This window comes from Streptomyces tyrfis, assembly GCF_037034285.1.
In the GTDB taxonomy this organism is placed as follows: Bacteria; Actinomycetota; Actinomycetes; order Streptomycetales; family Streptomycetaceae; genus Streptomyces.
In genome coordinates this window covers 106062-129371 of the sequence record NZ_JBAGJZ010000006.1, presented here as the reverse complement: position 1 = coordinate 129371, position 23310 = coordinate 106062, and the positions used below count along the sequence as shown (strand labels likewise).

General features: G+C 73.7%; 18 protein-coding genes and 1 pseudogene. 15 read left to right on the top strand and 4 right to left on the bottom strand.

Going from position 1 to position 23310, the window contains the following annotated elements; translation table 11 throughout:
• The first annotated feature begins 147 nt into the window (after positions 1 to 147).
• On the top strand, positions 148 to 1530 hold the full coding sequence (locus WA762_RS06820) for a transcriptional regulator (protein ID WP_335933766.1): 1383 nt from the start codon (positions 148 to 150) through the stop codon (positions 1528 to 1530).
• Between the two features lie 168 nt (positions 1531 to 1698).
• Positions 1699 to 3156, top strand: a complete 1458-nt coding sequence (locus WA762_RS06815) for a hypothetical protein (protein ID WP_335933765.1) — start codon at positions 1699 to 1701, stop codon at positions 3154 to 3156.
• Between the two features lie 101 nt (positions 3157 to 3257).
• On the opposite strand, the gene WA762_RS06810 is transcribed toward WA762_RS06815, so the two are convergent.
• A complete protein-coding gene (locus tag WA762_RS06810) occupies positions 3258 to 4538 on the bottom strand; it encodes an ABC transporter substrate-binding protein (protein ID WP_335933764.1) in 1281 nt (426 codons plus the stop codon).
• A gap of 174 nt (positions 4539 to 4712) precedes the next feature.
• On the opposite strand from WA762_RS06810, the gene WA762_RS06805 reads away from it, so the two are divergent.
• On the top strand, positions 4713 to 5159 hold the full coding sequence (locus WA762_RS06805) for an SCO4402 family protein (protein WP_443080539.1): 447 nt from the start codon (positions 4713 to 4715) through the stop codon (positions 5157 to 5159).
• A gap of 28 nt (positions 5160 to 5187) precedes the next feature.
• Entirely contained in the window at positions 5188 to 6084 is an 897-nt protein-coding gene (gene purU / locus WA762_RS06800) for a formyltetrahydrofolate deformylase (protein WP_335933760.1), read from the top strand.
• Between the two features lie 124 nt (positions 6085 to 6208).
• Here the strand turns inward: purU and WA762_RS06795 are convergent, their stop codons facing one another.
• Positions 6209 to 7426, bottom strand: coding sequence for a zf-HC2 domain-containing protein (locus WA762_RS06795; protein WP_443080534.1), 1218 nt, complete (start codon positions 7424 to 7426; stop codon positions 6209 to 6211).
• Here WA762_RS06795 and WA762_RS06790 point away from each other — a divergent pair.
• The 5 genes and pseudogenes from WA762_RS06790 to WA762_RS06770 all read left to right on the top strand — a co-directional run.
• Positions 7401 to 8522, top strand: a pseudogene (locus tag WA762_RS06790) (amidohydrolase family protein); the annotation flags it as partial. The gene WA762_RS06795 and the pseudogene WA762_RS06790 overlap by 26 nt on opposite strands.
• A 7-nt stretch (positions 8523 to 8529) precedes the next feature.
• Positions 8530 to 9702, top strand: coding sequence for an acyl-CoA dehydrogenase family protein (locus WA762_RS06785; protein WP_335933758.1), 1173 nt, complete (start codon positions 8530 to 8532; stop codon positions 9700 to 9702).
• Between the two features lie 6 nt (positions 9703 to 9708).
• Entirely contained in the window at positions 9709 to 10770 is a 1062-nt protein-coding gene (locus WA762_RS06780; protein ID WP_335933757.1) for an acyl-CoA dehydrogenase family protein, read from the top strand.
• A 523-nt stretch (positions 10771 to 11293) separates the two neighbouring features.
• Positions 11294 to 11911, top strand: a complete 618-nt coding sequence (locus tag WA762_RS06775; protein ID WP_335933756.1) for an ATP-binding protein — start codon at positions 11294 to 11296, stop codon at positions 11909 to 11911.
• 332 nt (positions 11912 to 12243) lie between these two features.
• Positions 12244 to 13347: a ParB N-terminal domain-containing protein gene (locus WA762_RS06770; protein ID WP_335933754.1), complete on the top strand. Its 1104-nt coding sequence runs from the start codon at positions 12244 to 12246 to the stop codon at positions 13345 to 13347.
• 28 nt (positions 13348 to 13375) lie between these two features.
• Here the strand turns inward: WA762_RS06770 and WA762_RS06765 are convergent, their stop codons facing one another.
• On the bottom strand, positions 13376 to 13909 hold the full coding sequence (locus WA762_RS06765) for a MaoC/PaaZ C-terminal domain-containing protein (protein ID WP_335933752.1): 534 nt from the start codon (positions 13907 to 13909) through the stop codon (positions 13376 to 13378).
• A gap of 51 nt (positions 13910 to 13960) precedes the next feature.
• On the opposite strand from WA762_RS06765, the gene WA762_RS06760 reads away from it, so the two are divergent.
• Both WA762_RS06760 and WA762_RS06755 read left to right on the top strand, forming a co-directional pair.
• A complete protein-coding gene (locus tag WA762_RS06760) occupies positions 13961 to 14110 on the top strand; it encodes a hypothetical protein (protein ID WP_335933751.1) in 150 nt (49 codons plus the stop codon).
• Positions 14107 to 14292: a DUF5708 family protein gene (locus tag WA762_RS06755; protein WP_335933750.1), complete on the top strand. Its 186-nt coding sequence runs from the start codon at positions 14107 to 14109 to the stop codon at positions 14290 to 14292. The genes WA762_RS06760 and WA762_RS06755 overlap by 4 nt, the downstream gene beginning before the upstream one ends.
• Before the next feature lie 141 nt (positions 14293 to 14433).
• On the opposite strand, the gene WA762_RS06750 is transcribed toward WA762_RS06755, so the two are convergent.
• On the bottom strand, positions 14434 to 16332 hold the full coding sequence (locus WA762_RS06750; protein ID WP_335933886.1) for an FAD/NAD(P)-binding protein: 1899 nt from the start codon (positions 16330 to 16332) through the stop codon (positions 14434 to 14436).
• 451 nt (positions 16333 to 16783) lie between these two features.
• On the opposite strand from WA762_RS06750, the gene WA762_RS06745 reads away from it, so the two are divergent.
• The 4 genes from WA762_RS06745 (at position 16784) to WA762_RS06730 (ending at position 23264) form a co-directional block, all read left to right on the top strand.
• On the top strand, positions 16784 to 17275 hold the full coding sequence (locus tag WA762_RS06745) for a GNAT family N-acetyltransferase (protein ID WP_335933748.1): 492 nt from the start codon (positions 16784 to 16786) through the stop codon (positions 17273 to 17275).
• Positions 17268 to 19829 (top strand): class III lanthionine synthetase LanKC, encoded by a 2562-nt coding sequence (gene lanKC, locus WA762_RS06740; RefSeq protein WP_335933747.1) that lies wholly within the window; start codon positions 17268 to 17270, stop codon positions 19827 to 19829. The genes WA762_RS06745 and lanKC overlap by 8 nt, the downstream gene beginning before the upstream one ends.
• Positions 19830 to 20083: 254 nt before the next feature.
• Positions 20084 to 20176, top strand: a complete 93-nt coding sequence (locus tag WA762_RS06735; RefSeq protein ID WP_335933746.1) for a class III lanthipeptide — start codon at positions 20084 to 20086, stop codon at positions 20174 to 20176.
• A gap of 364 nt (positions 20177 to 20540) precedes the next feature.
• On the top strand, positions 20541 to 23264 hold the full coding sequence (locus WA762_RS06730; protein ID WP_335933745.1) for an aldehyde dehydrogenase family protein: 2724 nt from the start codon (positions 20541 to 20543) through the stop codon (positions 23262 to 23264).
• Positions 23265 to 23310: the final 46 nt, after the last annotated feature.

Genomic DNA, 23310 nt, shown 5'->3' with positions numbered 1-23310 from the left:
CGGCACCGGAACGGTCGGCCTCTGTCATATGCCGACAGGAATGGGAAGGAACACGACGGACGTGACGATCACGATGGATGTGTGCATTTTCCGTGCAATCGCCGGGCAGTGATCCGCTCATCGATCACTGCGGCCTCTGGGGGAAACATGGCAGCCAGGCCTCTCGTCGCCCGCCAGCCGAACGAACGGCTCCAGGCGCTCATTCAGGAAGCCGGATGTTCCAACGCCGGCCTCGCCCGCCGCGTCAACATGGTCGGCGCGGAGCGCGGGCTCGACCTGCGGTACGACAAGACCTCCGTGGCCCGGTGGCTGCGCGGGCAGCAACCCCGCGGCAGGGCGCCCGGCATCATCGCCGAGGCGCTCGGCCGCAAGCTCGGCCGTACGGTCACGATCGACGAGATCGGCATGGCCAACGGCAAGAACCTCGCGTCCGGCGTCGGCCTGCAGTTCGCCCCGACCGTCATCGGCGCGATCGAGCAGGTCTGCGAGCTGTGGCGGAGCGACGTCGGCCGCCGTGACTTCCTGTCCGGTTCGGCGGTCGCCTCGTCGGCCCTGGTCGAGCCCAGCCGCGACTGGCTGATCACCGGCGCCGACCCGCAGGTGGCGCGGTCCGCCGGGTCCCGGGTCGGGATGTCGGACGTGGCGGCGGTCCGCGCGATGACGTCCGCGCTGGTCGACCTCGACCACCGGTTCGGCAGCGGACACGTGCGGCCGGTCCTCGTGCACTACCTGAACAGCGTGGTGTCCGGGCTGCTTTCGGGCGCGTACCGGGAGTCGGTCGGGCGGCAGCTCTTCGCCGCCGTCGCCCGGCTCACCGAACTCGGCGGGTACATGGCCGTCGACACGGGCCAGCCGGGGCTGGCCCAGCGCTACTACATCCAGGCGCTGCGGCTGGCCCAGGCGGCGGGCGACCGGGCGTACGGCGGTTACGTCCTGGCCGCGTCGATGAGCCATCTCGCCGCACAGCTCGGAAACCCGCGCGAGATCGCCCAGTTGGCCCGGGCAGCGCAGGAGGGGGCGCGGGGGCGCGTCACCCCGCGCGCGCAGGCGATGTTCCACGCGGCGGAGGCGCGCGGCCACGCCCTGCTCGGCGACGCCCGCACCTGCCAAGGCGCGGCGGGGCGGGCGTTGGCGGCCATGGAACTGGTCGACCCGGACAGCGGGGACGACCCCGACTGGATCGTCCACTTCGACCACGCCTATCTCGCCGACGAGTTGGCGCACTGCCACCGCGACCTCGGCCAGGCGGAGGCCGCCGCGCGACGGGCGAAGGAGGCGCTGGACGGCCATCCGGAGTCCCGGGCCCGCCGCCGGGGCATCGGTCTGGTGCTCCTGGCCACCGCCCAGGTGCAGTTGCGCGAGGTGGAACAGGCCTGCCACACCGGCACCCGGGCGATGGAACTGCTGTCCGCGGTGCGTTCCAGCCGGGGCACGGAGTATCTGGACGACCTGCAGCAGCGGCTGGTCCCTTACGGGGAGGAGGCGGCGGTCCGGGAGTTCGGGGCGCGGCTGGAACTCCAGGCCGCCTGACGGGGGGCGCGGGGCCGGTCGCGGCCGGGCCCGCCGACCGCTCGCGCCGGTCCCGCGTGCCCCCGCTCCTGTGAAGGGGTGGTGAGCCGGCGGACACGCTTGGCGGACCGCGGTGACCACCCGATAGCGTGAGCCGACGATTCCGTAGGTTCACACGTAGGAGTCCCGGTGACGCAGAGCGGACAGGGTGACGAGCGGCAGCTCCCTGCTGTACGGCCCGCGCACGAAGGTGTCGTGCTGCCCGCGGGTGGCGGAGAGCCCTGGATACCAGGGGGGCCCGCGGACCAGGGCGCCCCGGCGGGCGGCCAGCCGTGGGGGCAGCCCTGGGGGCCGCAGGCGGCGCACCAGGACCCCTCGTCGCAGCCGGGCATTCCGGCGCAGCCGCCGTACGGGCAGCCGCCCCAGGGGGCGTCGTACGGGCAGCCGCTGCCCCCGGCACAGCCCCAGCACCAGCAGCCCTATGCGCAGCAGCCGTACGCGCAGCCCCAGCCGCAGCCGCATCAGGCGCACCCCCAGGCGCATCAGCCGCAGCCGTACGCGCAGCCGCTGCCGCCCGAGGCGGGTCCCGGCGCGGGCGGCGACGCGGACGCCACCCAGTACATCGCGCCGGTGCCCGGGGGGCCGGCGCCGGGCGGACTGCCGCCGGAGAGCCCCGCGGAGGCCACCCAGTTCCTCGACCACGGCGTGCCGCAGCAGCAGCCCGCGTACGGCGGCGACTCGGCCGCCACCCAGTACATCCCGCCGGTCCCGGGCGGCGCCCCGTACGGCATCCGGCCCGGCGCGCCCGGCGACCGGCAGCCGCCGGCCGAGTTCGACAACCTGTTCCGCGAGGACGGGACGGCCGGGGCCACCCAGCAGATGCCGCAGCTCGACCAGTCCCGGCACCGGGCCGCCCCGCAGGCGCACCAGCCGCATCAGGCGCCGCCGGTCCCGCCGGCCCCGCAGCCCCGGTACCAGCCGGCCGGCGAGGGGCCGGGACGGGGCGGGGAGCGCAGGAAGCGGCCCCATGTCAAGCTCATCGGCGCGGTCGTGGCCGGCTGCGCAGTCGTGGGGCTGGGCGCGGGCGCGCTGATGAGCGGCGGCGGCGACAAGGGCGAGGACGACAAGCAGCCGGTGGCGGCCACCGGCGCACCGGCCGAGAAGCCCGCCGAGAAGGAGGCGGTGGACCCGGCGAAGACCCAGGCCGAGGGGTTGGACAAGCTGCTGGCGGACAGCGGCAACAGCCGTTCCGCGGTGATCGACGCGGTCGAGAAGACCAAGAACTGCCGGGACCTGGACCAGGCCGTCGCCAGCCTCAAGGACGCCGCCCGGCAGCGCCGCGATCTGGTGACCCGGCTCGACGGGCTCAGCGTCGACAAGCTGCCGGACCACGAGCGGCTGACCGACGCCCTTACCAGGGCGTGGCAGGCGTCCGCCTCCGCGGACGACCACTACGCGGCGTGGGCCGAGCAGGCGAAGCAGGGCAAGAAGGTCTGCAAGCACGGCCACGCCCGCACGACCTCCGAGACGCAGAAGGCGAACGTCAGCAGCGGCGAGGCGAGCAAGGCGAAGAAGCAGGCGTCGGAGCTGTGGAACGAGATCGCGTCGAAGTACGGCCTGACCCGGCGCGAGGCGGTCGACCTCTGACGGCGGCCGGCCTCTGACGGCGGCCGGCCTCTGACGGCCGGCCGCTTCCGGGCGGGGCCGTCCTCCGCCGGGGCCTCGGCGCGCCCGGCGGCCGGGCGCGCTCAGCCCTTGGCGCTGGCGTCCGACAGGGTCTCGGCGACGTCCACGAAGCCCTTCCGGTCCTCGACGATCCGTCCGTCGCGGACCACCTGGAACGTCACCTGGCTGTTGACGACGCGCGGGTACGCGGACGAGCCGAGCGTGTCCGAGAAGTGCCAGCGCAGCGGCGGCGTGAGCCCGCCGGTGCCGACCTCCGGGCCGCGGTTGAGCGCTTCGGCGACCTTCCCGGCGTTGATCCGCGGGGCGTCGATGCCCTTCACGATCCCGCTCAGCACGGTGTAGGCGACCCAGGTGGTCTGGACGCCGGTGTCGTCCGGGTCGATCCGGTTGTCGCCGAAGGCGTGCTCGCGGATCGCCGACCGCATCGGCGCCCAGCGGGCGTCACCCGGTGCCGGGTACCAGCCGGTGACGTACGCCCCCTCGAACGGGCTCCTCCGGCCGCCGGTGCTGTCGATCATCCGCTGGCCGACGCTGCCGAGGACGGACGAGATCCTGACCTCGCCGTACGACGGCTCCAGCCGCCGGAACGAGTCGAAGAAGGTCTCCGTGCGGTCCCCGAGCACGGCCGTCACACAGCCGCCGCTCCGGCCCGCCGCGTCGAGCGCGCGCCCGGCGGCCTCGTCGTACGACGTCGCGGACTCCGCCGCCCGGATGTCGGCGGGCGCCGGGCGTCCGGCGCTGGTCAGGCCGGTCTTCAGCAGCCACGCCTGGCCGTCGCCGCCCAGGGTGTCGGGCCGCACCACGGACACCCGCTCGCAGCCGCGCGCCAGCTGGCGGGCGTTGCCCGCGAGGAGTGCCGCCTGGCCGCCGTTGACGGGGTAGGAGTCGTAGCTGCTGAACTCCTCGTCGGAGGCGCCGTAGCCGCCGATGTAGGGGATGCCCGCGGTCTCCAGCGGCGCCATGAACGACGAGCCGTGCCGGCTGTACGAGCCGACGACCGCCACGGCCTTCTTCTCGACGGCCAGCCGGGCGCAGTCGCCGGCGCCGGTCGGGGTGTCCTGCTCGTCGCAGGTGACGACGCGCAGCTCGTGCCCGTCGAGCCCGCCGTGCGCGTTGGCCCAGCGGGCGTACGCGCGCGCCGTGGCGGTCATGCCGGACATGTTCGCCGCGTCCGGGCCCGTCGTGCCCTCGGGCGCCCAGGTCACCACGGTGAGGGGCTCCCTGGAGTCCCCCGGGCCCCCAGGGAGCGCCCCGCAGCCGGTGACCAGCAACGCCCCGGCCGCCACCGCGCTCATGAGGAGCCCGCGGGGGCGGGGGGAGGTGGGGCGTCGCCGTCCGGTCATGGGCAAGGAGACTTCCGCCCCCGGGGTAACGCCGCTGTGTGCTCCGTGCAACGCGGGGTGACGTCCCGGTGAATTGCGGGGGCCGACGCACCGCGCCGAAAAGGGAACGTACGATCGACTGCTGTGCAGCAAGGTTCGCCGAACACTTCCCGCCGCGGCCGTCGCTCCTCCACCATGGGCGGCATGCCGCTGAACGACATGCCGTGGTGGCGCTGGCGCAGCAATGTGCGCTCGGCGCTGCACATGCTCTCCGACCCCGTCTTCCACCAGGAGTGCTGGGTGGCCGGACGGGAAGGGTACGGCGACGTCACCGACGCCGTGTACCGCCTGGTCGAGGACACCTGGCTCGACAACTGGTCCGCCGAGAAGTACGTCGGCACGATCTTCCGCGACGCCGACGAGGCCGCCCTGGTCGACGCCGCCGTGCTGCGGGTGCTGCGGATCCTGCACCAGACCGGCGCGGACGCCCCGGTGTCGGCGTATCTGGAGCACCCCGGCTGGGCGGAGGCCGTGGCCGCCGCCCGGGAGGCCCATGTGCTGCTCGCCGTCAACGACGGCGAGGACCCGGACACGCCGCCGCGCTCCCTGGACGTGCTCCGCATTCTGACCGGATCGGCCTGATCCGGTTTCGATGTGGCACCCTACGGGGATGACCGCGCCACAACCCGCCGAACCCACCGGAACCGCCGAGACCGGTCCCGAGCAGTACGTCCTCACGCTCTCCTGCCCGGACAAGCAGGGCATCGTGCACGCCGTGTCGAGCTATCTCTTCATGACGGGCTGCAACATCGAGGACAGCCAGCAGTTCGGGGACCCTGACACGGGTCTGTTCTTCATGCGGGTCCACTTCTCGGCGGACGCCCCGGTGAGCGTGGCGAAGCTGCGGGCCAGCTTCGCCGCGATCGGCGACTCCTTCCGGATGGACTGGCAGATCCACCGCTCGTCGGAGCGGATGCGGGTCGTGCTGATGGTCAGCAGGTTCGGCCACTGCCTGAACGACCTGCTGTTCCGTTCCCGGATCGGGGCGCTGCCGGTCGAGATCGCCGCCGTCGTCTCCAACCACACGGACTTCGCGGAGCTCGTCGCCTCGTACGGCGTCCCGTTCCGCCACATCCCGGTGACGAAGGAGACCAAGCCCGCCGCGGAGGCGGAGCTCCTGGACCTGGTCGAGAAGGAGAACGTCGAGCTGGTCGTCCTCGCCCGCTACATGCAGGTCCTCTCGGACGACCTGTGCAAGCGGCTGAGCGGCCGGATCATCAACATCCACCACTCCTTCCTGCCGAGCTTCAAGGGCGCGAAGCCGTACCACCAGGCGCACGCCCGGGGCGTGAAGCTGATCGGCGCCACCGCGCACTATGTGACGGCCGACCTCGACGAGGGGCCGATCATCGAGCAGGAGGTCGAGCGGGTGGGCCACGGCGTCACCCCGGACCAACTGGTCGCGCTCGGCCGCGACGTGGAGTGCCAGGCGCTGGCGCGCGCGGTGAAGTGGCACGCGGAACGCCGCATCCTGCTCAACGGCCGCCGCACGGTGGTCTTCGCGTAGCCGCGTAGCGCACCGCCCCGCACCGCCGCGCCGGGCCCCGCACGGTCCCGCCCCGCGCGGGCGTGCGGGTCCGCCGTGTGCCGGGCCGCGGGGCGGTTTATCTCGGCGGCGGCTCGGCGGCGGCTCAGAGGCGGCTCAGCGACGCGGCGGCGGACAGCACGTCGTGGATCGCCTCGCGGTCGCCCTGCTGTCCGGCCGCCGCGTCCGACGGAGGCACGCGCCCGGCGACCAGTTGGCAGAACTCGACGCCGTCCAGCGTGACCTGCGCCACCGTGTGCGCGGGCGATCCGCACGCGGCGGGGGAGTCCAGCGGGATGTACCAGTCGCCGCCGCCCGAGCCCTCGATCTCCAGGTGCAGCGAACGGCCCGGCGCACCGGCCGTCGTCACCAGATGCCGGGCGGGCCCGGCCAGTCCCGTCCTGCGACGCTCCGCGAGCGCGGCGGGCAGGACCCGGACCGCGAGGTCGACCATCCGGTTCAGATGGACGCCGGACGGCGGCTCGTACGGGTAGTCCACCGCGTCCGCGATGTCGCCGGCGTGCACCCAGCACTCGAAGGCGCGCTCCAGCAGCGCGTCGTGCATCGGCAGCGCGAAGTCGCCGTACGAGACCGACAGCTCGGAGACCCGGCGGCCGGCGAAGGACACCGTCCGGATGAGGGTGTGGCTCTGCGCGCGCCACGGCTCGTGGACCGAGCGGGTGGGCGGCAGCCGCGCCGCGGACCAGTAGCGCTCCGTGCGGGCGGTGGGCGACAGCGGCCAGTCCTCGGCGCGCTCGGCGACGCCGTCCCCGAGCGGCACGTCGAGGCCGAGGGCCGTGCCGACCAGCCCGTCGACGGTCATGAGATGGCCGACGACACCGGCGACCGTGGTCCTGCGGTGGACCCGCTCCTCGCCCTCGAACCACTTCAGCCGCACCGGGGCGTGCCACTCCGGGCCGCCGATGTCGTGCAGCAGCGCGTCGAGCCGGGCGGTCTCCGCGTCGTACGGGGCGGCCCAGTCCGGCACCGGGATGGCGGCCGGGCGGCGGCTCAGACAGGTGTCGATCACCCGGGAGCGCAGCGCCGGATCCAGGTCCAGACTGCGGTCGGTCTGCAGCAGGCCGACCGCGTCGCGCAGCCGCAGCGCCTCGTCCGCGCAGGCGGCGCACTCGGTCAGATGCGCCTCGACGGCGTCGGTCTCCTCCGCCGAGCACGCGGCCAGCGCCCAGGCGCCGAGCAGCGCCTTGAGGACCCGGTGCGGCAGCAGCAGGGCGGGCGCCTCCGGCGGCCCCTGCGGGACCGGCGGGGTGTGCGGGGCGGACGGGCTCGCCGGGACCGGCGGGCAGCCGCTCACCGCGGGCATCGGGGAGCTGGAGTACACCGGCGGCAGGTACGTCATCACGATGGATCCGGACGGGCCGCCCACCGACTGGTGGATCTACGAGGACCTGAAGTTCCCGTACAAGCGGAACATCGCCGCCGTCGGCTTCGACCGCGACGACATGACGCTGGAGGGCATCACCCGCGCCGAGATGCGGCCCGGCTGCTGGGACCCGGCCGAGCGCCTCAAGGACATGGACCTCAACCACGTCGAGGCCAGCCTGTGCTTCCCGACCTTCCCGCGCTTCTGCGGGCAGACCTTCGCCGAGGCGCACGACAAGGAGGTCGCGCTCGCCTGCGTCCGCGCCTACAACGACTGGATGGTCGAGGAGTGGTGCGGCGACAGCGGCGGACGCCTGATCCCGCTCTGCATCATCCCGCTCTGGGACATCGAGCTGGCGGTCGCGGAGATCCACCGGAACGCGGCGCGCGGGGTGCGCGCGGTCACGTTCTCCGAGATTCCCACCCACCTCGGGCTGCCGTCGATCCACACCGGGTACTGGGACCCGTTCTTCGCCGCGTGCCAGGAGACCGGCACGGTCGTCAACATGCACATCGGGTCCAGCTCGCAGATGCCCGCCGCCTCCCCGGACGCCCCGCCCGCCGTCCAGGCCGGCCTCTCCTTCAACAACGCCATGGCCTCGATGATGGACTTCCTGTTCAGCGGGGTCCTGGTGCGCTTCCCCCGGCTGAGACTCGCCTACAGCGAGGGCCAGATGGGCTGGATCCCGTACGCCCTGGAGCGCGCCGACGACGTCTGGGAGGAGCACCGGGCCTGGGGCGGGGTGCGCGACCTGATCCCCGAGCCGCCGTCCGCTTACTACTACCGGCAGATCTTCTGCTGCTTCTTCCGCGACAAGCACGGAGTCGCCTCGCTCGACGTCGTCGGCCGGGACAACGCCACCTTCGAGACCGACTACCCGCACGTCGACTCGACCTTCCCGCACACCAAGGAGATCGCGCTCGACCACGTCAAGGGACTGGACGACGAGACCGTCTACAAACTGATGCGCGGCAACGCCATCCGGATGCTCGGCCTCGACCTCGACCGGGACCGCCGCCCGGGGACGGCCGGGTAGGCGCGCGATGGATCTCGCGTACACCGAGGCCGAGGAGGAGTTCCGGGCACGGCTGCGCGCGTGGCTGGCCGCCGTGCTCCCCACGCTGCCCCCGAAGCCCGACCCCGCCGACTGGCCGGGTCGGCGCGCGTACGACACCGCCTGGCAGCGGATGCTGTACGACGCCGGCTACGCGGGCCTGCACTGGCCCGTCGACGCGGGCGGGCGCGGCGCCACCCCCACCCAGCACCTGATCTTCCTGGAGGAGACGGAACGGGCGGGCGCCCCCTACGTCGGCGCGAACTTCGTCGGACTGCTGCACGCCGGGCCGACCGTCGCCGCCGAGGGCACCGCCGGACAGCGGGCGCGCTGGCTGCCGCCCGTGCTGCGCGGCGACGAGATCTGGTGCCAGGGCTTCAGCGAGCCCGACGCCGGGTCCGACCTCGCCTCGCTGCGCACCCGGGCGGTGCGCGACGGCGACCACTACGTGGTCAGCGGGCAGAAGATCTGGACCTCGCACGCCGAGGTCGCGGACTGGTGCGAACTGCTGGTGCGCACCGATCCGGCGGCCCCCCGGCACCGCGGCATCACCTGGCTCGCCATGGCGATGGACAGCCCCGGCGTCACCGTCCGCCCGCTGCGCACCCTCGCCGGGTCCACCGAGTTCGCGGAGATGTTCCTGGACGAGGTGCGGGTGCCGGTCTCCCACCGGGTCGGCGCGGAGAACGACGGCTGGCGGGTCACCATGGTCACGCTCTCCTTCGAGCGCGGCACGGCGTTCGTCGGCGAGGTCGTCGCCTGCCGCCGCACCCTGGACGCCCTGGCCGCCGGGGCGCGGGCCAACGGCCGCTGGGACGACCCGGTGCTGCGCCGCCGGCTGGGCAGGCTGAACGCCGAGTTCCGGGCGCTGTGGCGGCTCACCCAGTGGAACGTGAGCGAGGCGCAGGCGGGCGCGGCCGGCCGCGCCCCGGGCGGCGTGCCCGGCGCCGGCGGCTCGGTCTTCAAGCTGCGCTACTCGCACGCCCGCCAGGAGCTCTACGAGGCGGCCGCCGAGGTGCTCGGCGCGGACGGCGCCGACCTGGACCGGGAATGGGTCCTGGACCGGCTCTCCTCGCTCTCGTACACCATCGCCGCCGGCACCTCGCAGATCCAGCGGAACATCGTCGCCGAGCGGATACTCGGCCTGCCGAAGGGGCGCTGAGCCGACATGGACTTCCAGCTCTCGGACGACCAGCGGGCGCTGCGCGCCGGGATACGGGACATCCTCGCCGGGCGCTTCGGCCGGGACCGGATGCGGGCCGCCCTCGACGCCGGCGCGGGGGTGGACCGCGGGCTGTGGCGGGAGCTCGGCGAGGCCGGGTTCTTCGCGCTGCGGCTGCCGGAGGCGGACGGCGGCGCCGGACTCGGGCTGCCCGAGGCGGTCCTCCTCTTCGAGGAGGCCGGGCGGGTGCTGCTCCCCGGACCGCTGATCGCCACCCACCTCGCCGCCGGGGCCGTGAAGGGCGCGGCCGAGGGCACGGCGGTGGTCGCCGCGCTGGAGCCGGGCCGGCCGGTGGGACACCTCGGGGACGTGGACGGGCTGCTGCTGCTGGGCCCCGGAGCCGAACGGGAACAGCCCCCCGAACATCCGACGCAACAGGCACCCGAACGCCCGGTGGAACAGGCGTGCGCCCTGACCGGGGAGGAACTGCGTGATCTCGTACGGGAGTTCGCCGAGCCGTTCAGGTCCCTCGACCCGCTCACCCCCCTGTGGCGGATCGCCGGCCCGGCCGACGGCGCCGGGGCGACGACCGCCGGGCCCGGCGCGCGGACACCCGGCGCGCGGCCCCTCGGCGAGCCGCTGCCCGACGGGGCCCGGCTGCGGGACGAGGGCGCCCTGCTCGCCGCCGCCGAACAGCTCGGCAGCGCCGCCCGCACCACCGACCTGGCCGTCCGGCACGCCGGCGCGCGCGAGCAGTTCGGCGCGCCGATCGGCTCCTTCCAGGCGGTCAAGCACCTGTGCGCCGACATGCTGGTCCGGGCCGAACTGGCGCGCTGCGCCGTCTACGCGGCGGCCGTGACCGGGGACCCGGTCGAGATCGCGGGGGCCAAACTGCTCGCCGACGACGCGGCGGTCCGCAACGCCCGCGACTGCCTCCAGGTGCACGGCGGCATGGGCTTCACCTGGGAGGCGGACGTCCATCTGCACCTCAAACGGGCCTGGCTGAGGGCCGGGCAGTGGCTCGCGGCGGACGCCGCCGAGGAGCACCTCGCGGCGGATCTGTGCTGATGCCGGTCGGGTTCCGTGAAGGCCTTTGCCCGCAGGAATGTGCGAGTGGCTGACCTGGGCAGGGGGCAGGTGAGCCGCTGAACCTCACGCTGCGGAGTCACGCAGCGGAGTCGTTCGCGTCCGGGTCCGGGTCCGTCCCGGCAGTGGGATTCGTCACGGGGCGGAGTCGGCGGCGGCCTCGGGTACCCTCCGTGGGGTGCGAGAGGTTCTGGAACCGGGTGTGCCGGGTGATCCGGGTGTCGCCCCTGTGGCGACGCCGGTCCCGAAAGGTCGTCCGGCCTGTGTTCCGGGTGGTGACGCCGGTCCCGCCCGGGAGATTCCCGCAGCCTCCACGCGCTTCTGTTCGACTCCCCGCAATGTGCGTCGCACAGTATGCACTACGCGTACTCCTTCGCGCTGGAATATGCCCGAAGCGCTTGTTGCGGTGACTGTACGTCAACCATGCTGTCTCGTAGGGGAGTCACGTTCCGTGACCCCGAGGAGGCGCGAGGCGATGTGTCCGCCGGTTCGGATGGTGTGAGCGGTGCAGGTGCTTCAGGTTCAGCTGGAGGTCGGTCCGGATCCCGCGGAGGTCGGACGGGCACGCAGATGGGCGCGGTCGAGACTGATCGGGTCGGGGATGAGGGGGGACGAGCCGCTGGCCGAGACCCTCATCCTGCTGATCTCGGAACTGGTCACCAACGCGGTGGTCCACACCGGGTGCCCGGCCGTGCTGCGCATGCTGTTCGGCTCGGCGGGCGGATCCGGCACGGTACGGGTCGAGGTGGCGGACGCCAGTTGCCGCCCGCCGCGGCAGCGTCACGCGGAGGGGGAGGACACCGGCGGCCGGGGCCTGGAGCTCGTCGACGGCCTCGCCGACCGCTGGGGCTGGCAGCCGGAGGGCGCGGGCAAGCGCATCTGGTGCGAGATCGACCGGGAGGCCCCGCCGGCCCAGGCCGTGCCGGTGCATCAGGTCGTCCCGGTGCGACGGGCCGGGCAGGGCGGCCCGTCCGGGAGGACCGCGCCGGGCGTGCCCGGGGCCGCGGGGATCCAGAGCACACCGGGCGTCCACAGCACGCGGAGCACCCTCGGGGCGCAGGACGCGGGCGGCGCGGACCGCACGGCGTACAAGCCTCCGCGCACCGTCACCCGAGGTGCATAAAGGTTAAAGCAGTGGCCCCGGGGCCGGGTTCGCACACCGCCGTCGTACGGCGGACGCCGGTGCGGACGTCCGGCCCACGGGGTCGCGGCGGCCCCGGGTGCGGCCCGCGCCCGGCCCCGGAACACAGGCCGCGGCGGCCCCGGGAATCGGGGCGCGACCGCCCCCGGACACGGCCCGCGGCCTTGTGCCGCCCCGGTTAGGAACGGCCGCGCGCACCCCGCCCGACGCCCGTTCTGCCTGATGGGAGGGTTCTCCTACTTTCGTAGGGTGTCGTACCCGTCCGCTGATGGAAGGATCGGATCGTCGATTGAGCTCAGCGGGGGAGTACTTCAATGGCAAGCGCTGTACATGATCAATCCGCCCTGCCCGCGGAGGGCGCCGACGCGGCGATACCGCGACTGGTCCGCCGGGCCCGCGAGGGCGCCGCGGTCAGAATCCCGATCCGGTCGCTGCGGATGACCGACTCACCGCGGCTCGCGCCGAGACGGGAGGACCACGCGCGGCTCCTGGCCGACTCGGACGCGGACCTGCCGCCCATCCTCGTGGAGCGGGAGTCGATGCGGGTGATCGACGGCATCCACCGGGTCCTTGCCGCCGAACTGCGGGGCGAGGAGGAGATCGAGGCGCGTTTCTTCGAGGGCGACGCGAAGGACGCGTTCGTGCTCGCCGTCCACACCAACGTCACCCACGGTCTGCCGCTGTCCGTCGCCGAGCGCACCGCGGCGGCGCGGCGCATCATGGAGAGCCATCCGCAGTGGTCGGACCGGATCATCGCGGAGGCCGTCGGCCTCTCGGCCAGGACCGTCGCCGGGGTACGAAGACGTTCGACCGAGGGGTCTGCGCAGTCGAACGTCCGGATCGGCAAGGACGGCCGCTTACGACCGCTCAACGGGGCCTCCGGCCGGCTGCGCGCCCATGAGCTGCTGCGCCGCAGGCCGGACACCCCGCTGCGGGAGATCGCGCAGCGGGCCGGGATCTCCATCTCGACGGCCTGGGACGTGCGGGCGCGGGTCCAGCGCGGCGAGGACCCCGTGCCGCCGCGCCAGCGCAAGGCGATGGCAGCCGCCGCCAGGAGCCGGCCCGGGGCGGCGACGCTCGACGCGGTCCCCCGGCAGCGGTCGGCGGCCTCGGCCGTCGGCGCCCGCGGCGCGGCCCCCGGCCGGACCGGCGCGCGGCAGAGCGGCATCGACGTGCTGGAACTGCTGCGCAAGGACCCGTCGTTGCGCCTGAGCACCGCCGGGCGCGACTTCCTCCGCTGGTTCGAGTCCCGGCTGATCTCCCCGCACGAGTGGCGGCACTTCATCGACCGGGTGCCCCCGCACCAGGTCGGCGTCGTGGTCGAGACCGCCCGCAAGAACGCCGAGCTGTGGCGGGAGTTCGCCGAGCAGGTCGGGACGAGACTGGCTCTCGCGGACGACCTGCCCGACGGCGGATGACGGCCGGCGGCGCGGCGGAAGGGCGGTGTCAGGCGTGGGCCTCCGGCCCGGGGACCCGGGGGACGTCGGCCTCCGGCGACGGGAAGCGGGGCAGCCGCGCATCGGGCCGGGCCCGGTAGAGACGGGTCTGCTCCGCGGTGCACACCACACCGCCGTCCTCCGCCTCGATGGCGACGGCCAGCACCAGTTCCAGGTAGTCCCGCGGCCGGGTGCGGGCCCCGACGACGGTCACACCGGCCCGCACCCGGCGCCCCACGACGGCCGGGGCGCGGAACCGCACCCGGTCCAGACGGTGGTTCAGCCCCACCTCGGACCAGTCGAGATCCAGCAGGCTGTCGGTCAGGAAGGTGATCAGGGACAGGACCAGGAAGCCGTGGGCCACCGGGGCCCCGAACGGCCCGGCCGCGGCCCGGTCGGGGTCCACATGGATCTCCTGCCGGTCACGGGTGAGGTCGGCGAAGGCGTTCACGTCCCGCTGGGTGATCTCGAACCAGTCGCTGTGGCCGCAGTGCCGGCCCGCTCGTTCCTGGTACCACTCGGCTATTTCCTGCAACGTCGCCATGTCGGTCTCCTGCGGAAGGACCTGGAAAGGATTCACGCCGAGGAAATCGGAGTGAAGAAGGAAAAGAAAGATGTTTCCCGCCCGTCGGGTGCGGAAACGCTCGCACGTCCCGGCGCGGTCGAAGTCTCACCGGCCGCCGCGGCCGGGGTCAAGGTGCGAAAAGAGAAGCCGGCCCGTCAGGGCCAGAAGGGTATGAGATGAATCCGGCTTTCAAGGCGCTGGTCGGCGGCGGCATCACCTTCGTCATCGGCCTGGTGCTCTGGCAGTTCACCGGGGACATAGAGACGCCTGTCGTCACCTTGACCAAGCTCGGTGTCGTATTGATGGCCCTGGGCGCGCTGGAGGTGCTGTACGGCCTGTACCGGGGAGTCGCCCAGAAGTAGGGGCCGTCCCGTCGTCCGCGGCGGGCACGTGATGACGGGACAGCCCCCGGGCGGGCCCCGCCCCCGGTGAGGGGGAAAGGCCGGGACGGTGCGCACCGCCCCGGCCAAAAGCGCCGCGCGCCGGCCCGCCGCGGCCGCGGATCACGGGACGGACCTCAGGGCGCGGAGCTGCCGTATCAGCCGGCGGCCCACGTCGTCGTTCTGCCGGAAGAACGGTGAGTTCGTGCCGGGGACCGAGAACGAGCCGAGGCTGCCTCCCGTGGCGAACGCGCCCAGCGCGTAGCGGCGCGGGTGCGGTTCCCCGGACGGTTCGGTGATCCGGTAGTCGCCCTCCCGCGCGACCAGCCGGGACGCGTTCTCCGCGTCCGCGGGGCGGCGGGCCGTCGCCCGGCCCCGCGCGATCAGGCCGCGCAGCAGCCGGTCCTCGCCGCCGCGCGCGTCCGGCGCGGCCAGGCGCGCCTCGACGAAGTACCGGCCGCGGAACTCGTCCGCGAGCGAGTCGGACGCGGCCGCGAAGAAGCCCGCCGTCTCGTCGGCGCGGACCCGCAGTCCGGCCCCGAGGAAGTGGACCAGACCGGCGTCGGACAGCGCCATGAGCTGCTCCAGCCGGAACGGCGGCGGCCCGGACGTGAAGAAGCTGTTGAACTCGGATATCCGCTCGATGTCCCGCTCGCCGCCCGGGCCCAGCGCGTCCCCGTCGGACACCAGCAGTTCGCCGAGCTCGTTGCCCGCCTCGAACAGGGCCCGCGCCGCTCCGGCCCAGGCGCTGTGGACCGGCCGGGTCGCCCGGTCGACCGAGGCCCGCACATGGCGGCGCATCCAGGCGTCCAGCGCGCGCCCCGACGGGAAGCGCCGGCCCGCCAGCGGCCGCCGCAGCGCGTCGAGGTCCAGCCGGTCGTCGGCCGTCGGCACCGACCGGCGGATCAGCGCGCGCGACTCCGGTCCGTCCCAGGGGAGTTCGGCGTACGCCCGGGCGAAGTCGGCCCAGGACACGGCGGTCCGGCCGGGGTGCCCGGTGAACAGCTCCCGGTAGTAGCCCCAGCCGACCTCCTTGGCGGTGAGGGACCACAGGTCGGGGGCCGGGTCCGCCTCGGGGGCCGGCGCCGGGCCGGCGCCGGGCGCCGGGCCGTCCGGGGCGCCGGCCAGGGCCGCCTTGAAGTTCGCCACGGTCGCGAACCGGGCCGGTCCGGGCTCCGCGCCCCGCGTCCGGAGCCCGTTCTTGGGCAGATGGGGCACGCCCCTGCGGGATCCCACCCACAGCACGGGCTCCGACCCCGACGCCTCGTAGCGCAGGCCGCCCCCGTCGTCCCGGACGAAGCGGCCGCCCCGTCCCTCGCTCATCAGGGACATCAGGTCGACGAACGCCAGGCCGAGACCGGAGACGATCACATCGGCCCCGGGCGGGAAGGCGGACAGATCGACGTCCGCGGTGCAGCTCGGCGGCAGATAGGCCCCGCCCCAGCGGGCGGCGGACGACGCGTGCTGGCGCTGCGCGGCGTCCATGCTGCCGTCGATGTTGCCCTGGGCGAGGACCACCACGTCCGCGTCGACGAAGCTCCCGTCACAGAGGGCGACGCGCTGCCGTCCGCCGGGCCGGTCCGTCAGGGCGACCGCCGCGGCGCGGTGGTCGTGGACCTCCACGCCCGGCGGGAGCGAGGTTCGCGCCCGGTCGAAGCACCAGGCGAGATACGCCCCGGCCAGGCGCCGGCTGGGGAACGAGTCCGGTGCCAGGGAGCGGGCCTCGGCGGCGACCCCGGCGACCGGCGTCTCCCGCGCGTGGGGGCCGGCGGCCCACTCGAACAGGGTCGGGCCGGGCGTGACCGGGCCGGCGCACTCGACGCTGTCGTCGGTGAACATCGTGACGTCCCTGGCCCGGGAGTTCATCAGCATCCGGGGCGACTGGCCGTCCCGCCAGACGCGTCCGCCGCCGGGCGGATACGGGTCGACGACGTCGATCCGCAGCGCGCCGCCGGGCCACAGGGCGGCGAAATTGGCCGCGATCCGCTCCAGGATGCCGGTCGTGCGCGGGCCGGCGCCCACGAATGCCAACGACGGAGTCCTTAAAACCTGCCGCGTTTCTGTCATGGCGCGGGAGATTACTGCGCCCAGCGTCACGGGCGGCAAAGCGAACTGTCAACGTGTTTTAGACCCTGGGCCCCCGTTCTTACGGGCGGCGCGTTGTTCGACTTTCCGGCCGTTCGACTTGTGCGGATCGTGCTTGACGGAAAAGAACGTCGAGATCTAGGTTCTTCAGCGGCTCGCCGAGAGGTTGAAGCCGCGAAGGGCCGAAGGGCCTTGAGACAGGGGGGATGGGGAAGAAATGCAGGGGCGTTTCATAAGCTTGCTCCCGCCGACTCCCGGCGACTTCGATCTGATGGCCGGGTGGCTGGCGCCCGATGCACAGGGAACCGCCCTCAGCGGGGACTCGCGGGAAATCGCGAGCCCCGAAGAACTCCGCGCCGCTCACTATTCCGGGAGCGTCACATTCCGGATGATAAAGGAGAACGCCGGGGACCCCCTGGGATTCGTGAACTGGCGGCAGCGCGGAAGCCACCAGTCCTTCGAGATAGCCGTGATCGTCGGAGAGCCCGGCCGCTGGCGCAGCGCCTACGGCGGCGAGGCGATCGTCCGGCTCATCGACATCCTCTTCATGACGTACGACGCCCGCAGGGTGCAGCTGACCACCGGGGCGTTCAACCCCTACACCCTCCCGGCCCTGATCCGCGGGAACTTCGTGCTGGAGGGAATCCTGCGCGACTTCTACTACCTGGACGGCGAGTACCACGACGCGACCGTCTGGTCGATGCTCCGCTCGGAGTACGAGGCCGAGCTGAAGAAGACCGAGCACCTGGACGGGCTGAAGTACGTGCCGTCCGTTCCCGAGGACGACAAGGCGCGGGCGCGGCGGATGCTGGACGACTATCTGGCCGGGGGCGGGCCCACCTCGCTCGCCGCCGCCGAGGGGAGGGGCGCGGATGCGTGAGGCGGGAGAACTCTTCTCCGTTGCCGATCCCGACTACTTCGAACCCCCCGAGCGCTGGTTCCCGGAGGACGACCTGGACTTCGCGGCCACCGTGCCGGAGCGGGACGGCTGGACCCGCACGCTCAAGGGGCCCTGGTGCCACCTGCGCCCCACCGGGCGGCCGCTGCCCGAGCAGGGCTGGAAGATCCATGTGTCGGCCCGCCCCGAGAACGCCGCCGCCGTCCTGGCGGCCGTCTCGGACCACTGTCTGGAGCACGGGCTCGCCTTCAAGTTCCTCGCCCGCCGGGCGGTCTTCCAGGCGTACAACCTCAAGTTCGCTCCGCGTACCGCCAGCGGCAAGTTCGTCGCGGTCTACCCGTCCGAGGAGGACCTCCTCCCGACGCTGGAGGCGCTGCACGGACTGCTGACCGGGCAGGACGGCCCCTATGTGCTCAGCGACCGCCGCTGGCGCGACGGAAGCCCCGTCCACCTGCGCTACGGCGCCTTCACCACCCGGTACACGTATACGCCGGACGGCCGGCGCGTCCTCGCGATGCACGGTCCGGACGGCCGACTGGTCCATGATCCGCGGTCGGTTCCCTTCCGGCCGCCGTCCTGGATCTCGCCCCCCGACGAGATCCAGCACGCCCTGCGCACCCCCGACCCGGACGAGCCCTTCCCGTTCGCCGTGGAGCGTGCGCTGCAGTTCTCCAACGGCGGAGGCGTCTACGCCGCCCGCCAGAAGGAGACGGGACGCGAGGTCGTCCTCAAGGAGGCCCGCTCCCACGCCGGTGTCGACCGCGACGGCCGGGACGCCGTCGACCGGGCCCGGTACGAGGCCGACGTCCTCCGCCGGCTGGCCGGCGCGGCGGCCGTGCCGGACCTGGTGGACTCCTTCCGCTACTGGGAGCACCACTACCTCGCGCTGGAGAAGGCCGAGGGGAGCAATCTGCAGAACTGGGCGGCGAGTCGCCACCCGTTCATCCGGCACGCTCCCGCGGCCGACGCCGTCGACGCCTACCGCGAGCAGGCCGAGCGCGTCCTGGCACGGGTCACGGCCGCCGTCGCCGAGGTGCACGCCCATGGGATCGCCCACCGGGACCTGCACCCCGGGAACATCATGGTGGACGACGACCTGACGGTGCGGCTGCTGGACCTGGAGATGGCGGCGCCGCTGGATGAGGCGGACGCTCCGCCGCTGGCCTACCCCGGCTTCGCGCCCAGGACAGGGAACGCCGGGTTCCGCGACCGGTACGCCCTCGCGGTGCTGCGGCTCTGGCTGTTCATGCCGCTGGCGCCGGTGTACGCACTGGACCGGCGCAAGGCCCGGCAGCACGCGGCCGCCGCGGTCGACTGGTTCGGCCTGCCGGCGGACTACTTCGACGACACCCTGCGGACCATGGGGCTCGAACCGCTCGCGGACGCGGCCGGCGGATCCGTCCCGGACGCGGCCCGGCTGGTGCCGGGCACCGCGGCTCCGGTCGATCCACCGGACCTCATCGGGCCGTTGAGCGCCTCGCTCGCCGCGGCGGCGGACCCGGCCCGCGACGACCGGCTGTTCCCGGGCGACCCGGACCAGTACCTGAACACCGCCGGTCCGGCGAGCCTCGCCCACGGGGCCGCGGGCGTCCTGTGGGCGCTCCACGCGGCCGGGCACGAGCCGCCCGCGGAGTGCGAGCGGTGGCTGCTGGGCCACCCGGGCCCGGAGGCCGCGGCCCTGGCGTCGCCCGGACTCTGGGACGGGCTGACCGGGGTGGCCTGGTACTGGGCGGCGCGCGGACGGCACGAGGCCGCCCGGGCGAACCTGGCGCCGCTGGTCCGGGACCTCGGGACCACCACCGACCCGTCGCTGTTCTCCGGTCTCGCCGGGATGGGCCTGGCCGCCCTGGCGCTGGGCCCGGTGCTCGGCGACGAGGAGATCACCGCGCTCGGCCGCCGCGCGGCCGTCCGCCTCCGTGACGAGCTCTTCCCGAGCCCGCACACCGAGGCGCTGCCCGCGGGCCTGATGCGCGGCTGGAGCGGAGCGGCGGTCTTCCTCGCCCGGATGTACGAGGCCGACGGGGATCCCGCCTGGCTCGACCTGGCCGAGCGGGCGGTCGACCGGGACCTGTCCCGGTGCACCGCGGACGACGCCGGAACCCTCCAGGCGGTGGACGGGAAGCGCCGTCTGCCGTACCTGGCCACCGGCGGACTGGGCGTGGCGCTGGGCGCGGACGCCGTGCTGCGGCATCGCGACAGCACCGGGCTGCGCGCGGCGGTCCCCGGCCTGGTGGCCGGCGCCCGGGTGCGGCTCATGGCCGACGCCGGGGTCTTCTCCGGACGCGCCGGGGCGCTGCTGGCCCTGGTCGCCCTGGGGGACCGCGTCGACGAGACGGGCGAGGCGCTCGCCGGCCTTCTGCGGCCGCTGCCGCTGCACCTGGTGGAGCGGGACGGCGGGCTGCGCGTGCCGGGCAGTGGCGGTGTGAGGTTCTCCGCGGACCTCGCCACCGGCGCCGCCGGTGTGGTTCTCGCCCTCGCCGCGGTCCGCGACCGCAGCCTGAAGAGCTTGCCGTTCCTGGGCATCGAGCCGCTCTGACAGCTCGTGGGAACGGCGCCTGCCGGACGGCCGTCCGAGACGGCCCGACACCCGAGGGGAGGTACGGACATGTCGATCATCGAGCTGCAGGGCCTTGAGGTCCCGGCGGAGAGCGCGGAGGCGCTGGGCAGCACCATCAGCAACTCCTGCTGACGTACCGTCATGACCCGCTGAATTATCACCCGTTCCGCCCCCGCGAGGGGGACCGGGACATCCGTGCGGCGGCTTCGGCCGCCCGAGCTGGACGGAAGGAGGTGCGGAACATGTCGATCATCGAGCTGCAGGGCCTTGAGGTCCCGGCGGAGAGCGCCGAGGCGCTGGGCAGCACCATCAGCAACAACTGCTGACGTGCCGTCATGACCCGCTGAACCATCACCCGTTCCGCCCCCGCGAGGGGGACCGGGACATCCGTGCGGCGGCTTCGGCCGCCCGAGCTGGACGGAAGGAGGTGCGGAACATGTCGATCATCGAGCTGCAGGGCCTTGAGGTCCCGGCCGAGAGCGCCGAGGCGCTGGGCAGCACCATCAGCAACTCCTGCTGAACGAAGCGGTGACGGTGCGCGTCCCGGGGCTTCGGAAGGAGCCCGGGACGGGGGCGCGGCGCGGGCCGTGCGTCGCGCCCCACGCCCGTTCACCAGCCTAAGGGCCGTGTCGCCCTGGAGCCGCAGAGCTCACGTCCGACAGCAACAGTGAGAACGACGGGGTGATCAGCATGACCTCCGTTCCGGAGGAGAGACCGGTCGCGGTCGCCAGACGCGCCGCAGTGAGCCAGTACGCCCTGGGCCACGGCGTCCAGGTGATGCGGCGCGCGCTGCACGACCGCGGGGTGCGGGCCGGTGACCGGGTCGTCCTCGGCGGCGACAACACCATCGAGTTCTACGCGGCCCTGCTCGCCCTGATCGCCTCGGACGTGTCCGTCGTCGTCCTCGACGACGCCCAACTTGCCCGCATGGACGACCCGTTGGCGCGGGTGCACGCCCAGCACGCCGTGCTGTCGGGCGACGCGGCCAAGCGGGTCCCCGGCGCCGTCGCGCCCCGCGACCTGTGGGACTACGGCGTCGGAGAGGTCCGGGCCGCGGACGTCGGCGGCTCGGCCGCCCTCCCCGACCCCGCCTCCCTCGCCTGGCGGCGGCGCGAGGACGGTCTGATCCTGCTCTCGTCCGGGACGACCGGCGAACCGCGCGCCGTGGTGAAGTCCGGCGGCTCCGTCGTCGACAACTGCCTGCGCACGGCCGAACGGGTCCGGTACACCCCGGACGACGTCCTGCTGCCGCTGCTGCCGATGACCCACCAGTACGGCCTCTCGGTCGCCCTGATCAGCTGGATCGCCGGCACCCGGCTGGTGATCGTGCCCCCGGCCCATCTGTCCGAGGCGCTGCGCCTGGGGAAGCGCCATTCCGCCACGGTCGTCGACGCGCCGCCGCGTACGTACCAGGCGATCCTGAACCTCGCCGCCCGCAACCCCGCGTTCCTGGAGGACCTGTCGTCGGTGCGGCTGTGGTGCGTGGGCGGCGGGCCGCTGGAGAGCCGGCTGGCCGAGCGCTTCCACCGGGCCGCCGGCCGTCCGCTGCTCGACGGCTACGGCTCGACCGAGCTGGGCAACGTGGCGCACGCGCTCCCGGAGAGGCCCGCGCTGGTCAAGGCGCTGCCCGGCGTCGAAATCAGGGTCGTCGGCGCCGACGGGGCCGAGATGCCCGCCGGGCGGGTCGGCGAACTGCTGGTCCGGACCCCCGACCGGTACCGGGGATACCTCGACGCCGACGGCCGGCTCGTGCGCGAGGCGGACGGCTGGCAGCGCACCGAGGACATCGCCTCGGTCGGCCCGGACGGGCACCTGACGGTCCTGGGCCGCCGTTCGGCGCTGTCCAGGAGCGGGTTCACCGTCTACCCGGCCGAGGTGCAGCGCAGGCTCGCCGACGCCGGCGTGGTCAACGCCTGCGTGGTGGTCGAGGACGCCGAGCGCGGCGAGCGACTGGTGACCGTCGTCGCCGACCCCGGCCGCCGCGCGCACGCCCACTGGCGGCGGGAGATCGCCGCCCACCTGGCGTCCTACGAGGCGCCCGACCACGTCTTCGTGGTGGACGAGCTGCCGCAGAACGCGTTCGGCAAGGTCGACCTCGGCCGGGTCCAGGCGTTCGCGGAGGCCGCCACCGCCCAGCGGCTGGGCTCCCCGGACGGCGTGCCGGAACGTTTCCGCGGAGACCGCCGCCTGACCGGCGCGCTCGCGGCGCTTGCCCGCACCGCCCGGTACGTGCAGGAGAACCGCGACCTGTTCGTCGACGTGCTGAGCGGGATCACCGACCGCGAGGCCGCCGGCATCGAGATCGAGGGGTTCGTCTCCACGCTGCGCGGGGCGGCCGCCGAGTACGCCCTGCACCAGCCGCCGACGGCGCCCGCGTCCTGGGTCTTCATGCCGTCCAACATGGTGCTCTACTCGTACGCCCTGTATCTGCTGGTCCCGGCGTGCTTCACCCGCGCGGTCTCCTTCCGGCCGTCCTCGCGGATCCTGGAGACGACGCTGCGGATCCACGAACTGCTGGCGCCCGTGCACGGCCTGGACATCACGGCGTTCACCGGCACCCAGGGCGCGTACGCGGACTCCATCCGCGGCAACCCTGGGGTGGTCGTCTTCACCGGCCGCTACGAGAACGCGGAGGAGCTGCGGGTCGCCCTGGGCGACGAACCGCTCTTCCTCTTCTTCGGCCAGGGCGTCAACCCGTTCATCATCACCGAGGGCGCCGACGTCCGGGCGGCCGCCGCCGACGGGGCGCGGATCAGGATGCTCAACTCGGGTCAGGACTGCCTGGCCCCCGACATCTACTTCGCCCACCGCTCGGTCGCCGACGAGTTCCGCGAGGAGCTGTCCCGGCGCGTCGGGGCGCTGCGGTTCGGCCCGGCGGCCGACCACGGCAGGGACTACGGCAGCCTCCAGGACCCGAACGTGCTCCACCAGGTCACGCGCTACCTGATCGCGAACCGGCACCGCATCCACCAGGGCGGCGCCGTCGACATCGCCCAGTCCCACGTGGTGCCGACCGTCCTCGTCTGGGACGTGTCCGAACCCCTGGACGTCTCCGAGCAGTTCGCCCCCATCTTCAACCTGGTGGTCTACGACGACGAACACACGCTCAGGAACGTGCTCGGCACCCCGCCCTTCACCGAACGCGCCTTCGGGGCCTCGGTCTACGGGGGCGGCCGGGAGCTCGTGGACTTCCTGCGCGAGAGGCACATGGTGAGCGTCGACTCGACGCTCATCGAGATAGAGAACGGCAACAAGCCGTTCGGCGGCCGCGGCATCAGGGCGGGCTACCTGGCCCTGGACGGGCGGCGCTTCCCGCAGCCCCTGCTGATCTCCAAGGCCGTGGCGGAGTACGGGAGCCGGTTCGGCTCCGGCGCCCGCGGCGAGGACCGGCTGGCCGCGGTGGCGGGGAAGTAGCGCAGACGTTCACGGACCGGCGGTCGGCCGCCGGCGATTTGGAGTG

What these genes read in the sequence shown, in the direction of transcription:
- WA762_RS06770 (WP_335933754.1), top strand. Translation starts at nt 12,244, where the DNA reads ATGGCAAGCGCTGTACATGATCAATCCGCCCTGCCCGCGGAGGGCGCC.
- WA762_RS06765 (WP_335933752.1), bottom strand. Translation starts at nt 13,909, where the DNA reads ATGGCGACGTTGCAGGAAATAGCCGAGTGGTACCAGGAACGAGCGGGC.
- WA762_RS06795 (WP_443080534.1), bottom strand. Translation starts at nt 7,426, where the DNA reads ATGCCCGCGGTGAGCGGCTGCCCGCCGGTCCCGGCGAGCCCGTCCGCC.
- WA762_RS06780 (WP_335933757.1), top strand. Translation starts at nt 9,709, where the DNA reads ATGGACTTCCAGCTCTCGGACGACCAGCGGGCGCTGCGCGCCGGGATA.
- WA762_RS06810 (WP_335933764.1), bottom strand. Translation starts at nt 4,538, where the DNA reads ATGACCGGACGGCGACGCCCCACCTCCCCCCGCCCCCGCGGGCTCCTC.
- WA762_RS06730 (WP_335933745.1), top strand. Translation starts at nt 20,541, where the DNA reads ATGACCTCCGTTCCGGAGGAGAGACCGGTCGCGGTCGCCAGACGCGCC.
- WA762_RS06820 (WP_335933766.1), top strand. Translation starts at nt 148, where the DNA reads ATGGCAGCCAGGCCTCTCGTCGCCCGCCAGCCGAACGAACGGCTCCAG.
- WA762_RS06745 (WP_335933748.1), top strand. Translation starts at nt 16,784, where the DNA reads ATGATAAAGGAGAACGCCGGGGACCCCCTGGGATTCGTGAACTGGCGG.
- WA762_RS06755 (WP_335933750.1), top strand. Translation starts at nt 14,107, where the DNA reads ATGAATCCGGCTTTCAAGGCGCTGGTCGGCGGCGGCATCACCTTCGTC.
- purU (WP_335933760.1), top strand. Translation starts at nt 5,188, where the DNA reads ATGACCGCGCCACAACCCGCCGAACCCACCGGAACCGCCGAGACCGGT.
- WA762_RS06805 (WP_443080539.1), top strand. Translation starts at nt 4,713, where the DNA reads ATGGGCGGCATGCCGCTGAACGACATGCCGTGGTGGCGCTGGCGCAGC.
- lanKC (WP_335933747.1), top strand. Translation starts at nt 17,268, where the DNA reads ATGCGTGAGGCGGGAGAACTCTTCTCCGTTGCCGATCCCGACTACTTC.
- WA762_RS06785 (WP_335933758.1), top strand. Translation starts at nt 8,530, where the DNA reads ATGGATCTCGCGTACACCGAGGCCGAGGAGGAGTTCCGGGCACGGCTG.